15 protein-coding genes are annotated in these 20,296 nt (G+C 72.6%); 6 read left to right on the top strand and 9 right to left on the bottom strand.

From position 1 onward, the window contains the following. Positions 1-22: 22 nt before the first annotated feature. On the bottom strand, positions 23-1,861 hold the full coding sequence (locus ACIP9D_RS22650) for a 1-deoxy-D-xylulose-5-phosphate synthase (protein WP_400450734.1): 1,839 nt from the start codon (positions 1,859-1,861) through the stop codon (positions 23-25). A gap of 301 nt (positions 1,862-2,162) precedes the next feature. Next, a complete protein-coding gene (locus ACIP9D_RS22645; protein WP_400450731.1) occupies positions 2,163-3,038 on the bottom strand; it encodes an NAD(P)-dependent oxidoreductase in 876 nt (291 codons plus the stop codon). Positions 3,039-3,160: 122 nt separating this feature from the next. On the opposite strand from ACIP9D_RS22645, the gene ACIP9D_RS22640 reads away from it, so the two are divergent. The 4 genes from ACIP9D_RS22640 (at position 3,161) to ACIP9D_RS22625 (ending at position 6,994) form a co-directional block, all read left to right on the top strand. Beyond that, positions 3,161-3,628 (top strand): hypothetical protein, encoded by a 468-nt coding sequence (locus tag ACIP9D_RS22640; RefSeq protein WP_350874919.1) that lies wholly within the window; start codon positions 3,161-3,163, stop codon positions 3,626-3,628. A gap of 244 nt (positions 3,629-3,872) precedes the next feature. Then, positions 3,873-4,736 (top strand): hypothetical protein, encoded by an 864-nt coding sequence (locus tag ACIP9D_RS22635; RefSeq protein WP_350874920.1) that lies wholly within the window; start codon positions 3,873-3,875, stop codon positions 4,734-4,736. Positions 4,737-4,814: 78 nt separating this feature from the next. Next, positions 4,815-5,744 (top strand): diacylglycerol kinase family protein, encoded by a 930-nt coding sequence (locus ACIP9D_RS22630; RefSeq protein ID WP_350874921.1) that lies wholly within the window; start codon positions 4,815-4,817, stop codon positions 5,742-5,744. Positions 5,745-5,878: 134 nt separating this feature from the next. Continuing rightward, the gene (locus ACIP9D_RS22625; protein WP_350874922.1) at positions 5,879-6,994 is read left to right on the top strand and encodes an aldo/keto reductase; all 1,116 of its coding nucleotides are present in this window, start codon (positions 5,879-5,881) and stop codon (positions 6,992-6,994) included. Positions 6,995-7,071: 77 nt separating this feature from the next. Here ACIP9D_RS22625 and ACIP9D_RS22620 read toward each other — a convergent pair whose 3' ends face one another. Together ACIP9D_RS22620 and ACIP9D_RS22615 are read right to left on the bottom strand one after the other, a co-directional pair. Further along, positions 7,072-8,589, bottom strand: coding sequence for a hypothetical protein (locus ACIP9D_RS22620; protein WP_350874923.1), 1,518 nt, complete (start codon positions 8,587-8,589; stop codon positions 7,072-7,074). Positions 8,590-8,609: 20 nt separating this feature from the next. Next, positions 8,610-9,155, bottom strand: coding sequence for a hypothetical protein (locus ACIP9D_RS22615; RefSeq protein ID WP_350874924.1), 546 nt, complete (start codon positions 9,153-9,155; stop codon positions 8,610-8,612). Positions 9,156-9,306: 151 nt separating this feature from the next. Here ACIP9D_RS22615 and ACIP9D_RS22610 point away from each other — a divergent pair, with 151 nt between their 5' ends. Continuing rightward, on the top strand, positions 9,307-9,633 hold the full coding sequence (locus ACIP9D_RS22610; protein WP_350874925.1) for a hypothetical protein: 327 nt from the start codon (positions 9,307-9,309) through the stop codon (positions 9,631-9,633). 71 nt (positions 9,634-9,704) lie between these two features. Here ACIP9D_RS22610 and ACIP9D_RS22605 read toward each other — a convergent pair whose 3' ends face one another. The 4 genes from ACIP9D_RS22605 to ACIP9D_RS22590 all read right to left on the bottom strand — a co-directional run bounded on the left by ACIP9D_RS22605 (position 9,705) and on the right by ACIP9D_RS22590 (position 14,590). Continuing rightward, complete coding sequence (locus ACIP9D_RS22605) at positions 9,705-10,610, bottom strand: siderophore-interacting protein (RefSeq protein ID WP_350874926.1); 906 nt, start codon at positions 10,608-10,610, stop codon at positions 9,705-9,707. Then, a complete protein-coding gene (locus ACIP9D_RS22600) occupies positions 10,607-12,667 on the bottom strand; it encodes an iron ABC transporter permease (RefSeq protein ID WP_400450845.1) in 2,061 nt (686 codons plus the stop codon). The genes ACIP9D_RS22605 and ACIP9D_RS22600 overlap by 4 nt, the downstream gene beginning before the upstream one ends. Positions 12,668-12,741: 74 nt before the next feature. Continuing rightward, entirely contained in the window at positions 12,742-13,722 is a 981-nt protein-coding gene (locus tag ACIP9D_RS22595) for an iron-siderophore ABC transporter substrate-binding protein (RefSeq protein ID WP_350874928.1), read from the bottom strand. A 34-nt stretch (positions 13,723-13,756) separates the two neighbouring features. Next, positions 13,757-14,590 (bottom strand): ABC transporter ATP-binding protein, encoded by an 834-nt coding sequence (locus ACIP9D_RS22590; protein WP_350874929.1) that lies wholly within the window; start codon positions 14,588-14,590, stop codon positions 13,757-13,759. A 621-nt stretch (positions 14,591-15,211) separates the two neighbouring features. Between ACIP9D_RS22590 and ACIP9D_RS22585 the strand changes: the two genes are divergently transcribed. Further along, positions 15,212-15,727 carry a winged helix-turn-helix domain-containing protein gene (locus ACIP9D_RS22585; RefSeq protein ID WP_350874930.1) on the top strand — a complete coding sequence of 172 codons (516 nt, stop codon included), beginning with the start codon at positions 15,212-15,214 and terminating at the stop codon, positions 15,725-15,727. Between the two features lie 149 nt (positions 15,728-15,876). Here the strand turns inward: ACIP9D_RS22585 and ACIP9D_RS22580 are convergent, their stop codons facing one another. Continuing rightward, a complete protein-coding gene (locus tag ACIP9D_RS22580) occupies positions 15,877-20,247 on the bottom strand; it encodes a S8 family serine peptidase (RefSeq protein ID WP_350874931.1) in 4,371 nt (1,456 codons plus the stop codon). Positions 20,248-20,296: the final 49 nt, after the last annotated feature.

Genomic DNA, 20,296 nt, shown 5'->3' with positions numbered 1-20,296 from the left:
GCGCGGGGTCGACGGTCGTGGTTCATCCGGGCAGCGGGCTCAACGGCTTTTGCGCCCGGTTCCGGTTCCGCACCCGCGCGTCCAGGTCGGCGGGGAGGGTGGACACCTGGTGCAGGACCGCGGCGCAGATGCCGGGCGGGTCCAGCCCGTGCTCGGCGAGCAGACCGGCCCGCTCCCCGTGGGCGATGAACGACGTCGGCAGGCCCAGCACCCGCACCGGGGTGCCGACGCTCTCGTCGGCGAGCGCCTGGGCGAGGGCGGAGCCGATCCCCCCGTCGCGGATGCCGTCCTCGACGGTGACCACCAGGGCGTGCTCGGCGGCCAGACCGGCCAGCGCCGGGTTGACCGGCCGGACCCAGCGGGGGTCCACGACGGTGCACTCCACACCGGCCTCGGCCAGCAGGTCGGCCGCGCGCAGCGCGGGTGCCGCCATCGCGCCCACCGCGACCAGCAGCACCGGCGCGGCCGTCGCGGTACGCAGCACGTCCACCCCGCCGGTCCGATAGAGCGCCGGGATCTCCTCGCCCACCCGGGCCTTGGGGAACCGCAGCGCGGTGGGGCCGTCCTGCTCGGCGACCGCCTCGCGCAACTCCTCGCGCAGCGTCGCCTCGTCGCGTGGCGCGGCCACCCGCAGGCCCGGCACCGCGCCGAGCAGCGACAGGTCCCACATGCCGTGGTGGCTGGGCCCGTCGGGGCCGGTGATGCCCGCGCGGTCGAGCACCAGGGTGACCGGCAGCCGGTGCAGGGCCACGTCGAGCAGGACCTGGTCCACCGCCCGGTTGAGGAAGGTGGCGTAGACCGCGACCACCGGGTGCTTCCCGCCGAAGGCGAGCCCCGCCGCCGAGGTGACGGCGTGCTGCTCGGCGATGCCGACGTCGACGGTCCGGTCGGGGTAACGCGCGCCGAAGCCGGTGAGACCGGTCGGGCCGAGCATCGCCGCGGAGACCGCGACCAGGTCGGGCCGGTCCTCCCCGATGGCGACCAGCTCGTCGGAGAAGGCGTCGGTCCAGGTCCGCCCCGGCGCGGTCGCCGGCAGCCCGGTGCCGGGGTCGACCACGCCGACGGCGTGCAGCCGATCGGCCTCGTCGGCCTCGCTGGGCGCGTGCCCGTACCCCTTGCGGGTGACGCAGTGCACCACGACCGACCGGTCGGCGGCGTCGGCGGCGCGCAGCGCCGCCTCGACCTGGTCGACGTCGTGGCCGTCGACGGGGCCCAGGTAGGTGAGGCCCAGCGCCTCGAAGAGGCTCGTCCGGCCGGCCGGGTCCGCCGCTGTTGCGGCCCGCAGGCCGGTGAGGTGCGTGGCCAGGCCACCGACGGTCGGGGCGTACGAGCGGCCGTTGTCGTTGAGCACGATCACCACCCGCCCCGGTGAGGTCGCCAGGTTGTTCAGCGCCTCCCAGGCGAGCCCGCCGGTGAGCGCGCCGTCGCCGATGACCGCCACCACCGCCCGGCGCGTCCCGTCGAGCGCGTACGCCCGGGACAGCCCGTCTGCGTAGGAGAGCGCGGTCGAGGCGTGCGAGTTCTCCACCAGGTCGTGTGCCGACTCGGCCCGCCGCGGGTATCCGGAGAGGCCGCTGCGCCCGCGCAGCGCGGCGAAGCCCTGCTGACGGCCGGTGAGCAGCTTGTGCACGTACGCCTGGTGGCCGGTGTCGAAGATGATCCGGTCGTCCGGAGAGCGGAACACCCGGTGCAGCGCCAGGGTCAGCTCGACCACGCCGAGGTTGGGCCCGAGGTGTCCGCCCCGCCGGCAGACCGTCTCCACCAGGAACGCCCGGATCTCGTTCGCGAGCAGCCGGAGCTGGTCGCCGGTGAGCCGGTTGAGGTCTGCGGGCTGGTTGACATCGTCAAGCAGGGACATCATCTCTCCGTCCGGGCACACGCAACTCCACGGCGACAACCGGGTGGATCGCCGACCGGCGGGGCGGCCGCCGGCGTGGGTCGTGCTGCGACGCTCGTCCACCGCACGCTGCGGGTGCGGTGGCCCGCGCCGCGAGTGCTACGGGTAGGGCCGGGGACAACGGGCCGCTTGGAACCTGCGCAAAATCACCTTAACCCTACTGATCACTCCTACCGCCTGAAATCGGTTCGAATACCTCGACCAGGACCGCGGCGAGAGCGGACCGAACAGGGGCGGAGCGAAGGGCCGGCCGGGCTCGGCCCCGTCAGTGTTCGAGGGCGCGGGTGACCACGGTGACGTCCTCGCCGCCGAGGCCGCGCTCCATCGCCCGCTGCCACTGCGCGGCGAGGCTGTGGGCCACGGCGAACCGGTCGGCCTCGACCTCGCGCAACGCGAGGTTCACGTCCTTGACGGCAAGGCTCAGCGGGTACTGCGCCGAGTAGTCGTTGCGGCCGATGCGCTCCAGCTTCTCCGCGGCCCACGGGCCGACCAGAGGGCTGCCCTGGAAGGCGCCGAGCACCGCCGCGTGGTCCAACCCGAGCGCGTGACCGAGCGCGATCGACTCGGCTAGCCCCTCGGCGAGGAACGCGAGCAGCAGGTTGTTGGCCAGTTTGAGCCGGGAGCCCGCGCCGGTCGGCCCGACCCACACGGTGCGTTGGCCGACCGCGTCGAAGACCGGTGCGACGCGCTCCTGGACCTCCGCCGGGCCGGACGCGAGGACGACCAGCTTCCCCTGCTCGGCCGGGCCCCGGCTGCCCGCCACCGGGGCGTCCACCAGGACGACGCCGGGTCGCTGCTCGGCGACGAGCCGGGCGAGGTGTTCGGTGCCGGTGACCCCGATGGTGCTCATCTGGGCCCAGATCGCCCCGTCCGGCAACGCGGACAGCATGCCCTGCCCGTCGGCGATCGCCAGCACGGCGTCCGCGTCGGTAACCATCGTGATCACCACGTCCGCGCGGCGGACCGCGTCGGCCGGGCTGTCGGCCACCTCCGCGCCCTGCTCGCCGAGGCGACGGGCCGGCTCCGGACGGCGGTTCCAGACGGTCGTGGGCAGACCGGCCCGCAGGATGTTGGCCGCCATCGGCTGGCCCATCCCGCCGAGCCCGAGCACCGCCACCCGCTGCGTTCGCGCCATCCGCACCACCCCTCGTCTCCGGCAGCGTAAGCTGCGCACCGGCCGGCGGTGGCGGGAACGACCAGGGTGGTACGCCTTCGTACCCGCGCTCCCGCGCCGAGTGGTAGTCCTGTCCTAGCCTCGGCGGCATGGCCGCCACCCCCGCTCGCCGTCGTCGCTCATCCCGGCTGTTCCAGGGCGCGGGCACGCTGCTGGTCGCGGCGCTGTCGGCGGCGTCGTGGTACGCATGGCTGGGCTGGAACGACAGCTACCGGCTGGACCCGGCGACCGGGTCGGTGAGCGGCCCCTACCAGACCCGGCAGGTCGTCGGGGCCGCACTGACGTTGCTGGTGGTGCTGGTCGCGGCGCTGCTGGCCGGCGTACGGCCGGTGCCCGCCGGAACCGCGCTCACCCTCTCGTTCACCGCCGCCTGGGCGTCGACCTGGGCGACCCGCTCGGGGCTGCTCGCGATCGGCGTCGTGCTGTCACTGGTCGGGCTCGCCGTGGGCAGCGCGATGGTGTCGGGCGTGGTGCATCTGGTGCACCGGGTCTGGGCGACAGACCCCCGGTCGGCCGGACCACCTCGCGGGCCTCACGGCGGGCGCGCCCACCGGTAGGTGCCGGCCACCAGGCGGCGGACCACAGAGGAGCCGGTGACGGGTCCTCCCCTGCCGACGCCGGCTGGCCCGGCTCGCGCCTCGGTGACCACCGACCGACCGGGCCGAGGGCGACGTCCATCCCGGACGCCGACTTGAGTACGCTGCCGCGCCGCCCTGGGACAGTTGCCGGGCGGCCCTAGAATCGACGCGGATCGCTCGCGGCGGCGGGGCCCGGGTGGCTACCGCGGAGGGCGGTGCGGACATGAGGCCGGAGCAGCGGGACGCGTTGTTCGAGCAGGCACGTGAGCGATCGATGCGGCAGCAGTCCTGGGCGGAGGCCGACCGACTGTGGGCCGAGGTGATCGACGCCTATCAGCGGGCCGTGCAGGCCCCCGGGCCGGGCGACCGTCGCGACCAACAGCAGTTGGCCCGGGCGCTGTGGCGCCGCGGGATGCTGTCGTCGGCGCGGGGCCGTCCCGCCGAGGGCGTGACCCTCGGTCGCGAGGCGGTCGGCATCTTCGAGCAGGTCAACGACGCGGCGGTGGCCGAGGATCGGAACGCCACCGGTCCGCGCCGGGACGAGGCGCTGGCCGAACTGATCACGGCCATGGTGGACCTGGCCGAGGCCGCCTTCGCCGCCGGTGAGCCGGCCACCCGCGTCGAGTTGTTGGAGCAGGCGCTCGCGACCGGGCTGCGGACGGCCGGGCCACCGCCGGGCGCCGGACCGAAGACCCGGGAGGCCATGGGCACGGCCTACCACAACCAGGCGACCGCGCTGCTGCACCGTGCGCTCACCGCCGCCTCGCCGGCCGCCGACGCGCGGGAGGCGGCGATGGCGGCCTCCCGGGCGAGCGAGCTGCGCCAGAACCTCGCCGATCCCGGCCGACCGCTCAGCCTCTGGGAGCTGGCGAACACGTACGCGGTCTACGCGCAGTGCCTTGCGCTGATTCACGACTTCGACCGGGCCCGGATGGTGCTGCAGCTGGGCAACGGGCTGGCCGGCTTCCTGGGGCCGGCCGGCGCGGAGATCGTGGCCAAGCTGCGGGTGGCGGCCGGGATGGTCGAGCGGGAACAGGCCTCGACCGCCGGCGCGGGCCAACGGCGCCGCTGGGGCTGGCGGCGGTGAGCCGGTCGGCCGGTCCGCGCTGACCGGCATCCACGGATCGCGCGGGCGAGCCCTCCACTGAGGATAAAGTCGGGGCTCATGCGGACGAAACAGGAGCTGAGCGCGGCCATCCGCCAGGACCGTCGTGCGGTCCTGGTCGTCAACGCCCACTCCCGTTGGGGACGCCACCTCTACGAGCGGGCCTGCGAGCTGCTGGCGACGGCGGGCTTCGACCTGCTCGCCCGGTATCCGGTCGAGCAGCCGGGTGAGCTTGAACGCGTCCTCGCGGCGGCGGCCGACCTCGGGCCGGACCTGCTGATCGCCGGCGGCGGCGACGGCACGCTCAGCGCGGCGGCGCGCCTGCTCGCGCACCGCGACATCGCGCTGGGCCTGCTGCCGCTGGGCACCACCAACAACTTCGCCCGCACGGTCGGCATCCCGCTGCAGCTCGACCAGGCCGTCGCGGTCCTCACCGGCGGCAAGGTGGTCGACGTCGATCTCGGCCTCGCCGGCGACATCCCGTTCACCAACCACGTCGGCGTCGGCCTCTCCGCCACCATCATGCTCCGGACCCCGCCGCGGCTGAAGCGCCTCACCGGGCGGGTCGCGTATCCGCTCACCGCGCTGGCCCTGCTCGCCCGGCAACGCCCGCTGCGCGTCAGGATCCGCGCCGCCGGGTCGGAGCACGCCTTCGTCACCCACCAGCTGTACGTGGCCAACGGCGGGTTCCACGCCGGGCGGCCGATCACCGCCGACGCCGACGCGGACGACCGGCTGCTGGTCGCGTACGCCGTCGGCGGCCCGACCCGGGGTGGCCTGCTGCGTGACACCCTCCGCAACGCCACCACCGGGCACCGCCGGACGTTGCACGAGGAGCCGTTCCTGGCCGTAAACGAGTTGTGGCTGGAGACCGACCAACCCGCTCGCGTCGAGGTCGACGGCGAGCTGCGCGGCCGGACGCCGATCCGGGTCGGCCTGGCCGCGAACGCGCTGCGCGTGATGGCTCCCGCCGACACCCGGGACCGCTGAGCCGGCTCCTTCGTCAGCGCGGTGCGGCTCGCGACGACCGGCCGAGGCTTTGGACTTGCCGGTCCATTTTTGTCGCGTCAGGGTGGTGGACCAGGTGGTCCTGTCCTGGGCCGCCGACGAACAGTCTGACGAGCATGCGGAGTTGTCTGGTCATGAACGACTACTACCTGCTGGGCCGGTCCGGGCTGCGGGTCAGCCGGCTGGCCCTGGGCACCATGAACTTCGGCACCGGCGGCTTCCACGCCGCGTACGGCAAGACGGAGGCGGCGGCGGAGCCGATCTTCCGGCGCTACGTGGAAGCCGGGGGGAACTTCATCGACACGGCTGATTTCTACACCGCCGGGGAGAGCGAGCAGATCCTCGGTCGGTTGATCGCTTCGGCGGGGCTGCGGGACCGGCTGGTGTTGACGAGCAAGTTCACCAACACCGTGGACCCGGCGGATCCCAATGCCGGCGGCAACGGCCGTAAGCACATGATCCGGGCGGTGGAGGCGTCGCTGCGGCGGCTCGGCACCGACTATCTCGACCTGTACCTGCTGCACACCTGGGACCGGATCACGCCGGTGGAGGAGGTGGTGCGTACGTTCGACGACCTGGTGCGGGCGGGGAAGATCCGCTATGCGGGGCTGTCCGACGTGCCGGCCTGGTACGCGGCGCGGGCGCAGAGCCTGGCCGAGGCGCACGCGATGGCACCCATGATCAGCCTGCAGTTGCCGTACTCGCTGATCAACCGTGGCATCGAGGCGGAGTACGCGCCGATGGCCCAGTCGTTGGGGATGGGACTGACCGCGTGGAGCCCGATCGGTGGTGGGCTGCTCAGCGGCAAGTACCGGCGGACCGCCGACGGCGTGGCCGGTGAGGGGCGCCTGAGTTCCGGCGGCGGGCAGCCGATCAGCGACCGCGACTGGCAGGTGATCGACGCGCTGCAGAGCGTGGCGGACGAGCTGGGCCGCAGCATGGCACAGGTGGCGATCAACTGGGTGGCCAACCAACCGGGCGTCGGGTCAGTGATCATCGGGGCGAGCAGCGCCGAGCAGGTCGACGGCAACATGGCCGCCCTCGACTTCGAGATCCCGGCGCCGGCGCGTCGGCGACTGGACGAGGCGAGCGCGCCCGCGTTGAGCGCGCCCTACATGATGTTCACCCCGGCGTACCAGTCCTGGATCGTCAGCCCGGGACTCGGCATCGGCGACAAGCCGGCCGGCTACGCGCCACCGGTGTTCAACGGCGCGGCCCAGCCGGTCGACTGACCCGGTCGGAACGGCCGTCGGGCGCCCGCACCGATCGACGCGCGAGCCGGGCGGAGTCCCGACTCCGCCCGGCTCCGTCAGCCGCGGCAGATCTTCGCGTCCGGTTGGACGTCCAGCTTGTTGAAGACGTTGTCCACCCGACCGATGCCCGCCTGCTCCTCGATCGGCCCGGCGTTGACCAGGTCCAGGAAGGCGTTGATCGCCTTCACCAGGCCGGCGGGAATGCGGTAACCGACGCCGTATTCCAGGAAGAGGCCGAGCTGGGTGCTGCGGCACAGCTCGATCGGCGCGCCCAGGGCGGAGCCGACGGTCAACCCCGCCGTGGCGGTGACCGTGCTGTACAGGCCGGCGGTGAACCCGAACGCGCCCAGGCCGACCCGGAACGCCGCCTGGTAGTGGACGATGATCCCGCTGACCCCGACGGACGGCCCGAAGATCGAGTCGGTGATGCTGTTTCGGACGGTGAGCTCCCACGGCTTGGTCACGCCGAAGGCGCCGTCGGCGTAGCCGAACCCGAGGGAGCCGCCCAGCGACCACTCGCCCGCCGCCTTGATGTTGCCGTCCTTGGCGCTGAACGCGGTCTGCACCCCGATGAGCTGGTTGGCGGTGACCGCGAACGGTACGCCGAGGATCTCGCCGATCGGCACGCTGAAGTCCAGCGGGATCGGGATGCGCTTGTTGATGTTGCGCCCCGCGTTCGTGGCGCCGGCGATCTCGATGCGCAGCCCGGCCAGACCGTCGATCCGCAGCTCCGCCCGACGCACGGCGCCACCGCGGATCTCCAGGTGGAACCGGGCCGACGGGCTCTTCATCAACAGGGTGACCGTGCCGGCGATGCGGATGCCGCCGCCGTCGTGGCTGAACCGTGCGCCGACCCCGTCGGCGCAGCAGATCGGCGTGACCGCGAAACCGCCGACCTGCTGCCGACCGGCGGCGGCAACCGAGGCCGGCGCGCCGTCGCGACGGGCGCCGGCGGGGTGGGCCGATCGGGCGGTGCCGGCCCCGGGGAGCGCCGCCGTCGTCACCGTCACCGGGGGCGTCCCCGGCTCCGTCCGGGCCGCCATGCTGGTCGCGGACGCCGCCGCCCCGCCTCCACCCGACTCGCCGTCGTACTCGGCCCAGAAGGGGGTGCCGGCGTCGTACCGGGTGGGCGAGTCGAGGGAGACCGGCCGCTGTCCGCCGAAGGTGCCGTCCCGGATCACCTCGGTGATGTCCACCGGCCCGAGGATGACCGCCAGGTCGCCGCCGTCCGGGCGGACGTCGAGCACCCGGCCGACCGCCCGTCCGGTCAGGAACATCACCCTGCCCCGGGCGAGCTGGTCGGCGCCGCTGGCGTCGGGGTCGATGCGCCAGGTGAGGGCGTCGTCGGAGACGCCGCGCACCGATCCGCTGCCACCGCCCACGAAGACCACCTCGGGCTGGTAGGTCACGTCCTCGGCGGGCCTTGGGGCCGCACCGTACCGCTGGTCGCCGCCGCTGGGCGCGTCCGGTGGCGTGCGACCCGGTTCCGCGCTGTCGCAGGCCGCGGGTACCAGCAGGGTCAGGGCGAGCAGCGCCGCGGTCGCGCGGCTTCGCCGGATCGCGAATGGCCGCACGTCGACTCCCCCGCCGCTGCTCAGAGCCGGCCCGCGACCGTACGGGCCAGCTCCGCCAGGGGCGCGCGGTAGGTGGCCGGGTCGTCGGTGCGGACCAGTCGGACGGCGACCCACACGCCGCCCTTGTTGACGAAGACCGCGCCGTCCTCGGCGTACGCCTCGTCGCCCGCCCCGGGGATCGGGGTCAGCTCGTGCCCGAGTTCCCGGTCGATGTCGAGGATCTTCTTCGCGCCGTCGCCGACGTACACCTCGAGCTGCGCGGTGGGTCCGCTCACCGGACCGGTGTACGAGCAGCTCTCCCGGGCGGGCACCGCGTCCTCGAGCGGGGTGCCGGCGACCTTCTCGGCCTCCTGTTTGGGCACCAGGGCGCAGGCGTCGACCGTCGGCGCGGTTGACGGTTCCGCCGGCGCGGCCTCGGTCGACGGATCGCCCGCCGCCGCCCTGCCCTGGTTGCCGCCGGCCGCCGTGGCGCCCGCGTCGGAGCCGTCGGTCATCGCGCAGCCACCGGTGGCGGCGGCCGTGAGCACGGCGGCGAGGGCGGCGATGGCGAGGCGGTTGCGGGTCATGACCCGAGGCTAGGGCGGGACAGCCGGCGAGGAATCGGGTGTTTCCCTATGCTTCGACGTCCCGAGGTGAATCCTTTCGCTGCGGATACTTGCGGTCGCAAACAACGTAGACCACGATCCAGAGGTATCCATCGATGCTCTGGAGGTACTCATGCTGCGAACGCGCGTACGGATCGGCGCGGGTCTGGTCGCGTCCACGGTCATGGCCGTCGGGCTCGGCGTCGCCGCGTCGCCCGCCTCGGCGCAGCCGTCCGGCCTCACCTTCTACAGCACGTCCTTGACTGTGGAGGTGTTGCACGTGGACACCCCGACCGGCGAGTGCACGCCGCTGCCCGCGACCGCGAGTGGCCACGTCGGCTGGAGCGGCTTCACCGACGTCGTGCTCTACCGGAGCACGGACTGCTCCGGGTACGCCACCAGCACCGGGACCCTCCGCACCTACCGGGCGGGCGAGTTCGCGAGCTTCCGGGCGCACTGACGGCAGCGCCCGCGGGCCGGTGAGGCCGGCGGCCCGGGAACGGACCTGGTGCGACCCGGTCCGGGCCCGGGTCACGCGGGGTCGGCGCGGCCGATCCGCCAGTAGCCCATGAAGGCCACCGCACGCCGGTCCAGCCCCCGCTCCCCCACCAGATGGCGGCGCAGCGACCGGATCACCCCTGCCTCCCCGGCGAGCCACGCGTAGAGCGGCGCCGCTGGCACCGGATCGGGCACGTCCCAGAGGATCTCCGTGTCCACGTCGATGTCGGCGACCGGCGCGACGGCCACCGGGTCCGGCGCGGCCAGCAACTCCCCCGCGGCCGCGGCGACGGCCGGAACGAGCTCGCTGCCGTGCGCGCCGACGCCACGGGCCAGCCAGGTCAGCGCGACGCCGGGCGGCGCCGTCAGCGCCAGCGCGTCCGCCGAGTCCGGCACCTCCAGCAGCACCCGGCCGCGCGCGTCGAGCGGCAGGCGTTCCAGGATGGCGGCGATCGCCGGTACCGCGGTCTCGTCCCCGGCCAGCAGCAGCTGCCCGGTCGAGGGCGGCCGGAACTCGACGCCGCCGTGGTCCCCGTCGAAGCCGGCGTCCGGGCCGAGGATGGCGATCTCGTCGCCGGGGCGGACCCGACGGGCCCACCGGGTGGCCGGGCCGCTGTCGCCGTGCACGACCAGGTCGACATCGACCTCGGCCGCGTGCGGTCGCACGGCGCGGACCGTGTAGGTACGGATCGGGTTGCGCTCCGGCTCCGGCAGGGCCCGCCACTGCGCGTACCAGTCGGGCCCGTCCGGCAGGCGCACCCCGTGCCGCCCGGGCAGCGGAAGCGCGAGTTTGATCCGCTGGTCGTAGCCGTTGTCGGCGAAGCGGTGCAGGTCGGGCCCGGTGAAGGTGACCCGGACGAAGGACGGGCTGAGCTGGCGTACCGCCCGGACCTCGACGGCGAACACGCGCCAGGGTGCGATGGGCAGGGTCTCGGTCATGGTGCCTCTCTTGGTCGACGCGGCGCTACCGAAGATGGGCTCGCCGCGGCGCGGGAGCGCCACAGCAGCCAGACGAAGTAGGGGGTGCCGATCAGTGCGGTGACCAGGCCGGCGGGGACCTGCGCGGGGGCGATCACGGTGCGGCCGAGCGTGTCGGCGATGCTGACCAGCGCCGCGCCGAGCAGCGCGGCGACCGGCAGCACCCGGGTGTGCCGGCCGCCGACGAGCGCCCGGGCCATGTGCGGCGCGACCAGGCCGACGAAGCCGATCACGCCGACGGCGGAGACCGCGGTGGAGGTGAGCAGCGCCGCGGCCCCGAGGGCGACCAGCCGGGTGCGCTCCAGCCGGACGCCGAGCACCCGTGGGGTGTCGTCGTCGAGGGCGAGCAGGTCGAGCTCCCGCCGGGCCGCGACCACCGCGGGGGTGAGCACCAACAGGGCGATCGCCACCGGCAGCACCTGGGTCGCGGTACGGCCGTAGGTGGAGCCGGAGAGCCAGGTGAGCGCCTTGCCGGTGTTCCACGGGTCGAAGGCGACGATCAGGAACGTGATGACGGCCATGCCGCCCTGCCAGGTGCCGAAGCCGATCAGGACCAGCCGGTCGGAGCTGAGCCCGCCGCGCCAAGCGGCGCCGTAGACGAGCGCGAAGGCGAGGATCGCGCCGAGCCCGGCGACACCGGAGACGGCCCACACGCCGGCGAGCGGAACGAAGGTGAGCAGGGAAACCGCGCCCAGGCCGGCGCCGGCGGTGATGCCCAGGATGCCCGGCTCGGCGAGCGGGTTGCGGCAGACCGCCTGCACGGTGGTGCCGGCGACCGCGAGCGCCGCCCCGGCCAGCACCGCCGCCGCGACCCGCGGCCACCGTTGGTCCAGCACGAAGGTGTACGCCGGCCCGGTGCTACCGCTCAGCCAGTTGACGATGTCGCCGAGCAGCACCCAGGTGTCGCCGGCGAGCATGCCGACGAGCACCGCCGAGACGGTGAGCACGGCGGCCGCGGCCACCACGGTGCGGTGGAACGTCGCGGAGCGGACCGCCGCGTGTCCGCCCGGCGGACGGCGGGTGGGGCCGGCGTCCCGGTGCCGCCGGGCGAGCCAGATCAGGACGGCCGCGCCGAGCAGGGTGGTGACCACGCCGGTGGGGATGTCGACGCCGGCCTGCCCGCCCATGACCGCGCGCAGCAGCACATCGGAGCCGAGGACGACGAGGACCCCGGCGATACCGGAGAGCGGCAGCAGGATGCGGTGCCGGTGCACGCCGGGCACCAGGGGGGCGAGCAGCCGTACGATCACCGGCGCGCAGAGTCCGACGAAGCCGACCGGGCCGGTGAGGGTGACCGCGGCGGCGGAGAGCAGCACGGCCAGCAGGGTCACGATCAGCCGGGTGCGCCGCACGTCGAGGCCGAGCACGGTCGCGGTGTCGTCGCCGAGGGCGAGGATGTCCAGCCGCTGCCCGAGCAGCAGCAACGCCACCACCGCGACGCCGATCACCGGGGCGAGCTGGGTGAGCGCGGTCAGGTCGCTCTGCACGAGCGAGCCGTTGCCCCAGGCGAAGAGGCCGATGGTGGCCTGCTCGAACAGCAGCAGGAGCAGGGTGGTGACCGAGCCGAGCGCCAGGGCGGTGGCCGAGCCGGCGAGGATGAGCCGGGTGGTGCTGGCCTGACCGCCACCGGACATGGCCAGCACCAGCGCCGCCGCCGCGAGGCCGCCGCCGAGGGCGAGGCCACCGGCGGGCAGCACGGGCAGGGAGATGCCGAACGCGGCGACGGTGACGATCGCCAGGTGGGCGCCGGCGTTGACCGCGAGGGTGTCCGGGGAGGCGAGCGGGTTGCGGGCGATCGACTGGAGGGCGGCGCCGGCGAAGCCGAGCGCGACGCCGATGGTCAGCCCGGCGAGCAGGCGTGGCAGCCGGGCGGCGACCAGGACCCGGGCCGCCTCGTCGTCGGTGCCGGTGACGAGCCGCACCAGGTCGAGGGCGCCGACCGTGGAGGTGCCCTGGGTGAGGTGCACGGCCGCGACGACGAGCACGAGCAGGGTCGCGGCCAGGAAGACCCCGAGCACGCGGGGAGTGACGAGGCGCCCGGCCGGGGCCGGCCCGACGGCCGGCCCCGGGCGCGGGGGTGCGGTCAGCGTGGTCACACCGTGTAGGTCTTCACGAGCTGGTCGATGTACTGCTTGCCGGAGAGCGGGCCGCCGAAGGTCCAGATGCCGTTCGGCAGCCGGTGCAGGTTGCCCTGCTTGACGAAGGGCAGGGACGTCCAGATGGCGTTGCCGGCGAGGCCGTCGGCGAAGACGTCGGTGCCGTCCGAGGCGTTGTAGAAGAAGTGCAGATTCGGATCCTTGAGCCCGGTGAGGCCCTCGACGTCGGTCTGACCCAGGCCCCACGCCGCGTCGGTCTTGCCGGTCCAGGCGTTGGTCAGGCCGAGCTGGATGCCGATCTGGGAGACGAGCGAGCCCTGCCCGAACATCCGGATGCTGACGGTGCTGCCCTCCTTCCAGCCGTCGGCGATGACGAACGGACGGCCGGCCGCACCCGCGTCGGCGATCTTCTTCTTGCCGTCGGCGAGCGCGGTGTCGAAGTCGGCGAGCAGCTTCTCGGCCTCGGCGGTCTTGCCGACCGCCTTGGCGATCATGTTGAGGTCCGCGCGCATCCGGCCGAGGTTGTCCGCGGCGTCGCTGCCCTTGGCGACCAGCACGGGGACGTACTTCTCGAGTTGGGTGACCAGGTTGGCGCCCCGGTCGTCCTCCATCACCACGAGATCCGGTTGGAGGGCGACGATGGAGTCGACACTGGGCTCGCCGCGGGTGCCGACGTCCTTGACGCTCGGGTCGAGCTTGGCGGCACTGACCCAGGTGGCGTAGCCCTTGGGGTCGGCGACGCCGACGGGCATGACGCCGAGACCGACGAGCATCTCGACCTCGCCCCACTCCAGGCCGACCACCTTGGTCGCCGGGGCCTTCAGGGAGATCTCCTTGCCGCGGCTGTCGGTGACGGTGACCGGTCCGGCCGGCGCGGCGGAGGTCTCGGGAGCGGCGGTGTTCTCGGTGGTGCCGCAGGCGCTGAGCAACAGCACGGCCGCCGCGGCGACGATGGCGGTGACACGGATACGGGTCATGGCAGTCTTTCTGGTGAGATGTGCGAGCGGTCGTTCAGACCGGGATGCGGGTGGCGTGCCGGCCCATCGGACGGGTGTTCACCACTCCGTTGACCGGATCGGTGCTCACCTCGATACGGATGCCGTACGTCTCGGTGAGGGCCTGTTCGGTGAAGACGTCGGCGGGGCTGCCCGCGGCGCGGACCCGGCCGTCGTGCAGCAGCACCACCTCGTCGGCGACCGCGGCGGCCTGATTGAGGTCGTGCAGCACCACGCCGACCGCGACGTCGTGGTCGTCGGCGAGATCCCGGACGAGGTCGAGGATCTCCACCTGGTAGCGCAGGTCGAGAAAGGTGGTGGGCTCGTCGAGCAGCAGCACCGGGGTGTCCTGGGCCAGGCAGGTGGCCAGCCACACGCGCTGCAGCTCGCCGCCGGACAACTCGTCCACCGGGCGGTCGGCCATCGCGGCGACGCCGGTGACGTCCATCGCGCGGGCGATGACGGCGGGGCCCTGCGGGTCGTCGGCCCGCCAGCGCCCCCGGTACGGGTGCCGGCCGTAGCCGACCACGTCCCGGACGGTGACGCCGTTGGGCACCGGCCGGCTCTGCGCGAGCAGGGTGACCCGGCGGGCGAACTCCCTGGCCGGCAGGCCGGCCGCGGCGGTGCCGCCAGCGAGGTGCACCGCGCCGGCGGTGATCGGATGCAGCCGGGCCAGGGCCCGCAGCAGGGTGGACTTGCCGCTGCCGTTGGGGCCCACCAGAGCCGTGACGACGCCGGCGCGCAGGGTGATCGCCGCTTCGTGCACCACGGGCACCCCGTGGTAGCCCAGGCGAAGGTTGCTCCCGCGCAGGCTCTGCTCACCGTCGGTCGACGGCGCTCCACTCGACATGAGGTTAGGCTAACCTAAGCTCATGATCGGTTGTCAAGGCGGCCCAGTTCGGGCACCCGCGCCTCCGATCGCGGCGCCGACCGGCGCTGCCCGCGCTGCGGCAGGTGGACCTTGGCGTCCTCGTAGCTGGCGTCACCGTGTGTCGGGGCCGGGGCGTAAACGAGCTTGAGCACACCCGTCTTGAAGGTCTGCGACGAGATGAGGCTCAACGGAATCGAGGGCTCTACAGCGCGGTGACCGTCTCCACCAGATCGCCCTGCGGTTGCTCAAGTTGCGCCAGCTGAACCTGCGAAACCTGCCGCCCGCCGGGCGCGACCCGATTCCGATCGACGTGTCCACCTCATCCGGACTTGTCGCCGCCGAGCCTAGAGTAGGGACGGCACGCCGGGGCGCAGCGACGCGTTGACCACCGCAAATTCCCAGCAACCCGGCCAAGCCACCGCGAATAGCTTATGTCACCATCGGCACTCCTCTTAACGGACATTCAAATGCTTACATGCAACTATTTTTAACCCGTCCGAGATGAGTCGCCACTATGGTCAGAACAGATTGATAAGTTTCTTGGTCGGCAGCATGGAATAGCCGTCCGGAATTGGTGGGGGAACCGGAAGGGGTTGGGGAATGCGGGGTATCCCGGTCGCGTCCCTGGTCATCGGCATCGCGTCATCGCCGGCAGAACGCCGACAGCTGGCGCAACTACTGGGCGGTAGCAATGCGTTCCTGATCGTCTCCAGCGTCGATCAGGCGCGGGAGTTCCTCGGGGTGGTCGAGAGGCACCCCACGACGGCGGGCTCCGCCCCCGTCCAGACCGTGATCACCGAGGCCGCGGCGATGGTGGACACCCCGCCGCCGCCCGGCCTGACCGTCGACTCCGACCGGCGGGTGCTGCGCTGGCGGGACCAGGAGATCGAGTTGACCCGCCTGGAGCACGACTTCCTGCTCTGTCTGGTCGGCGCACCCGGTCAGGTCTGGACCTACGAACGACTGCACCTGAAGGTCTGGGGCAACAAGCACCTCGGCCGCGGCTCCGACATGCACTCGGTGGTGCGGCGGGTACGCAGCAAGCTGGCCCGGCTGGACGCCGCCGCGACCATCCACGCGGTCCGTGGGGTCGGTTTCCGCCTCGCGCCGGTCTGACCGCTCTCCCGATCCGTCCGAGGGGGACGTCGCCGCAGCGGCGTCCCCCTCGCCGGTCGTGCCGCCGCCGCTCGCCGCCGGTGAACACGGTCCGGCCCGCCTGGTCACAGCGACCAGGCGGGCCGGATCTGTCAACTAGCGATCAATTGTCAACACCGGATGGGAGCCAGCGCGAAGTTCTCCACCGTGGGCGCGCTGGTGTCGATCCTCGCCTGACGGGTCTGCGGCTTCCAGCCGTCCTTGGCGACGATCATCGTCAGCGGGTTGTTCCGACGGTCCATCCAGTAGGCGTACTTACCTTCGGCATCGGTGGCGAAGGTGAACGACATCGCCCACGAGTCGACCTGGACCACCGCGCCGGGGAGCGGCGAACTCGCACCCTGGCAGCTGGTCCCGGTCACCGTGCCCATGAGCTTGCCCCAGGTCTTCGGAGGATTCGCGGTCATCGTCACCGCCACCGGCGGCACCGAGTACGGCGTGTTCTCCTTGATCGCGACCGAGCCGGAGTAGGTGCCCGGCTGGTCGACGTTCGCCGTCATGCCGACGGTTACCGTGACCTTCTCACCCGGCGCGAGCGTCGCCGCGGTCTTGTCGATCGTCATCCAACTGACATCGGCCGCCGCCTCGGCGCAGCCCTCGAACCCGGGCAGCACCTCGCTGTCCGGCATCGCGCTGAAGCTGCCGGACGAACCACCGACCTTGTAGAAGCCGCACGCCGCGCCACCGCGGTACCGCGGGGTGTTGGCGTTCGGCAGGTTGGACCACGCGTCGGTGGCCGGGTCGTAGGCGAAGCCGACGTTGGTGATGGCTCCACCCTGCGAACCGCCGACGACGAGGAGCTTGCCGCTCGCGACAGCGAATGAGCTCGCCCAGTTGTCGGCCGGCGCATCGGCGATGGCGGTCCAGGCGTTGGCACCCGGGTCGAAGGCGTAGCTGGCCTTCTGCGAGGCCGACCCGTCGTTGCCGCCGGTGCAGTAGACGATGCCGTCGATCCCGCCGCAGGAGGCGAAGGCCACCGACTTCGGGTACTCGGCCATCGTCTCCCAGGTGTCGCTGCCCGGGTCGTACCGGACGACGGTGCTGGACATCGGCGTACAGGCCGACGTGGTGCAGCCACCGATGGCGTACAGCTTGCCGTCGACGACCGCCTGTCCGGCCGCGGCGCGCGGCGCCGGGTTGTCGGCCTTCTCGGTCCAGGTGTTGGCTGCCGGGTCGTACGACCAGGTGGTGCCGTCGGGGCCGGCGGCCGCCCAGCCGCCGGTGGCGATGATCTTCCCGTCCAGGACGCCCACCGTCACGGCGTTGCGCGCGCCGGGAAGGTCGGCGATCGCCGTCCAGGTCTGCGCGGCCGGGTCGTAGACGTAGTTCTTCGTCGTGGACGCCGATCCGTCGCCGCCGGCGATCGAGTACACCTTGCCGTCCAGGTTGACCACCCGGTTGTCCATGATGTTCGACGGGTAGTCGGCGATGTCCGTCCACGGGTCGGCCTGCGGGGCCACCGTGGCGGGCGCCCCCGTCACCGCCCTGCCGGACGCCTTGGCGGCGACCGACGTCTCGACGGTGAGCCGCTGCACCGGTGCGCCGCTGGCCGCGAGCACCTGCTGCTTGTTGATCCGCGCCCCGTCGGCCCGGAGAATCTCGAACCCGCCGTCGCGCTCACTGAACTCGACGTCGACCGGGGCCCCGCCGGTGTTGGTCACGGTGAACGTCTTGTTCACCTTGCCGGTCGGCATCTGGACCGTTCCGCTCACCGAGGTCGGCTGCACGGACAGTCGGCCGGCCGCGAGCTGGAAGTTCGCCGCGGTCGCCCAGTCGGCCTGGACGTCGACCTGCTTGCTCTGGCTGACGTAGTTGCCGGCCGCCGCGGTGAACTTGTGGGTGCCGGTCAGCGACGAGAAGAACCAGTAGAAGCCGTCGGCCAGTCCCGGGTCGTCCGGGGTGGCCTTCGTGGTGGCCTTCTCCGCCGGCCGGTCGTTGCTGGTGACGGTGGCGCCGTTGACGTAGCCGTTGTCGTTCTTGTCACGGACGTGCCCGAGCACCAGGCCGCCGTCGACCGGAACGCAGGTGACCTGGCTGCCGATCAGTACGTTGTCGACCTCCCACCACCACTCGTACGAGGCGTCGTAGTAGTGGAACCGCACCTGCACCTGCGCCTGGCCGGCGGCCTGCGGGATCGGGATCTCGGTCACCCGCGGTCCACGGGCGTCGGCCGCCTGCCGGAGCACGTTCGTCCAGGTGGCACCGCCGTCAAGGCTGAGGTCGACGTCGGCACGGTCGTCGCCCAGCCAGTTGAAGTCCTGGTTGAACCGGACGACCGGGGCCGTCACGTCGGTCAGGTTGACGATCGGGCTGACCAGCGAGGTGTCCTGGTCCCCGCCGGGGCCGTAGTTGTCGCTGTCGATCATCGCGAAGTTGCCGGTGCCGCCGGTCAGGTTGCCCCGGTTGCCGTCGTCGGTGAACTTCCAGACCTGGCCACTGTCGGCGTGGTCCACCACCGACCAGCCGGCCGGCGTGGTGGTGCCGTCGAAGGTCTCGTACTCCCCGTCGGAGCCGAAGGTGTAGCCGGGCGCCGTCGTGCAGGCGGTGGTCTCCACCGGTACGGCGACGTTCAGGGTCTTGTTGCCCGAGCCGACCACGACCTCCTTGGTCACGGTCTGGTAGCCCGGGTACTGCGACTCGACCTTGAGGCTGTAGGTCGCCCCGGCCGGCAGCTTGAGGCTGTAGCGACCGTTGACGGGCGTGGTGTAGTCGGACACGCCCGACGGACCCTCCACGGTCACCTTCGCGTACAGCGGCCAGCCGTGTCCGGAGCCGTCGGTCACCGATCCGCTGACCGTGACGCTCGGCACCGCGGTGAGCGCGACGTTTACCGTCGTGGTCGCGTCCGCGGTGATCGTCGCCGGCGTCGTCTTGCCGCCGTAGCCGAACGCCGCCACGGCGACCTGGTAGTCACCGGCCGGCAGGAGGGTGGAGAACTTTCCGTCGGCACCGGTGGTCACCTGGCGGTCGGCCGGGCCGGTGATGGTGACCGTGGCGCCGCCGATCGGCGAGCCGGTGGCCGCGTCGGTGACCGTGCCGGCCAGGGTGCCGGTGTCACCGATCGGGGCGGAGTTGAGCAGCGCGAGGGCGTCCAGTCGGCCCTCGCCGTAGACGTTGTTGTCGTCCGTGGTGCCACCGCACTGGGCGTCGGCCTTGTCGACCGCGGCACCGTCGAGCAGCGCTCGGGTCGCGTCGATCTCACCGACCAGCGCCGGCGCCGCCGACCACAACAGCGCGATCGCGCCGGCCAGGTGCGGGGCCGCCATCGAGGTGCCGTTGAAGCTGGCGTACGCGCCGCCCGGAACGCTCGACCGCACGTTCACACCGGGAGCGGAGATGTTCGGCTTGATCCCGCCGTTCTGCCCGGTGCCGCGGCCCGAGAAGCCGGCGACGTTGTTGTTGATGTCGTAGGCACCGGCCGAGTAGTTGCTGACCAGGCTGCCCGGGGAGCCGCTGCTCTGGCACCCCGGCCCGCTGTTGCCGTTGGACCAGACCCCGAAGATGCCCGAGTCGGCCCAGGCCAGGGTCACGTCCTCCATGAACGGGTCGTTGGAGGGCAGCTGGCTGCCCCAGGAGTTGTTGATGATGTTCGGCCGCTTGCTGGCGTCCGGGTTCTGACCGTTGAGGTCCGTCGGCTCGAGCATCCACTGGCCCGAGGTGACCAGGGCGGCGTCGCTGGGGCAGCAGCCGTTCGCCGCGATCCACTTGACCTTCGGAGCGACACCGATCTGGTTCGCGCCGTCGGCGCCGGCCATCGTGCCCATCGTGTGCGTGCCGTGGCCGTTGCCGTCACAGGGGGTGGCGCAGGTCCCGGCGGCGTTGAACCAGTTGTAGTTGTGGTCGAACGTGCCGTCGCCGTTGTTGCCGCGGTAGGAGTTCACCAGCGCCGGGTGGTCGAACTGGACCCCGGTGTCGATGTTGGCGATGGTGATGCCCTCGCCCTCGACGCCGTACTGGGACCAGACGTCGTCGGCGTTGATGTTCGCGATGCCCCACTCCAGGGCGTTCACGGTCTTCTCGTCGGTGCCCTTGCTGACCTCGGGCACCTTGTAGGCGATCGGGGCGTAGAGGGCGTCGACCTCGGCGCGGGCGGCGAAGTTCTGCGCCATCGCCAGCGAGCCGCTGCTGACCCTGATGGCGTTGGTCGCCCAGAAGGTCTGGTACTTGGCGCCCGCGCGGTCGAGCTCGGCCCGGATGCCGGCCTGGCTGTCGTCGGCGGTCTTGCGCAGCGCCTGGGCGACGGCGGTGCCGCGCTCGGCCCAGTCCTTGACGGCCTTGGCCTTGCCCAGGTCCGCCCGAGCCTTGAAGCGGATCCAGAAATCCCCCTCGCTCTTGGCCTGGAACTGCTTCGCGAGCTCCGGTCGGATCTTGTCCGCCGGCGACGCCGCGCCCGCTCCCGTCCCGGTCGGCGCGGCCTGCGCGCCGGTTGCGGTACTGGCCAGAGCCGTTGCGGCGAGGACCATCGCCGCGCCGGCGCTCACCAGTGATCTGGCTGTGCGCCTCCAGTGTGGACGTCTGAACATCGGTGCT

Origin of the sequence: Micromonospora sp. NPDC093243, assembly GCF_044753725.1 — a bacterium.
Taxonomy (GTDB): domain Bacteria; phylum Actinomycetota; class Actinomycetes; order Mycobacteriales; family Micromonosporaceae; genus Micromonospora.
Note: the sequence above shows the minus strand (reverse complement) of the source record. Positions and strands in the feature narration are given on the sequence as shown.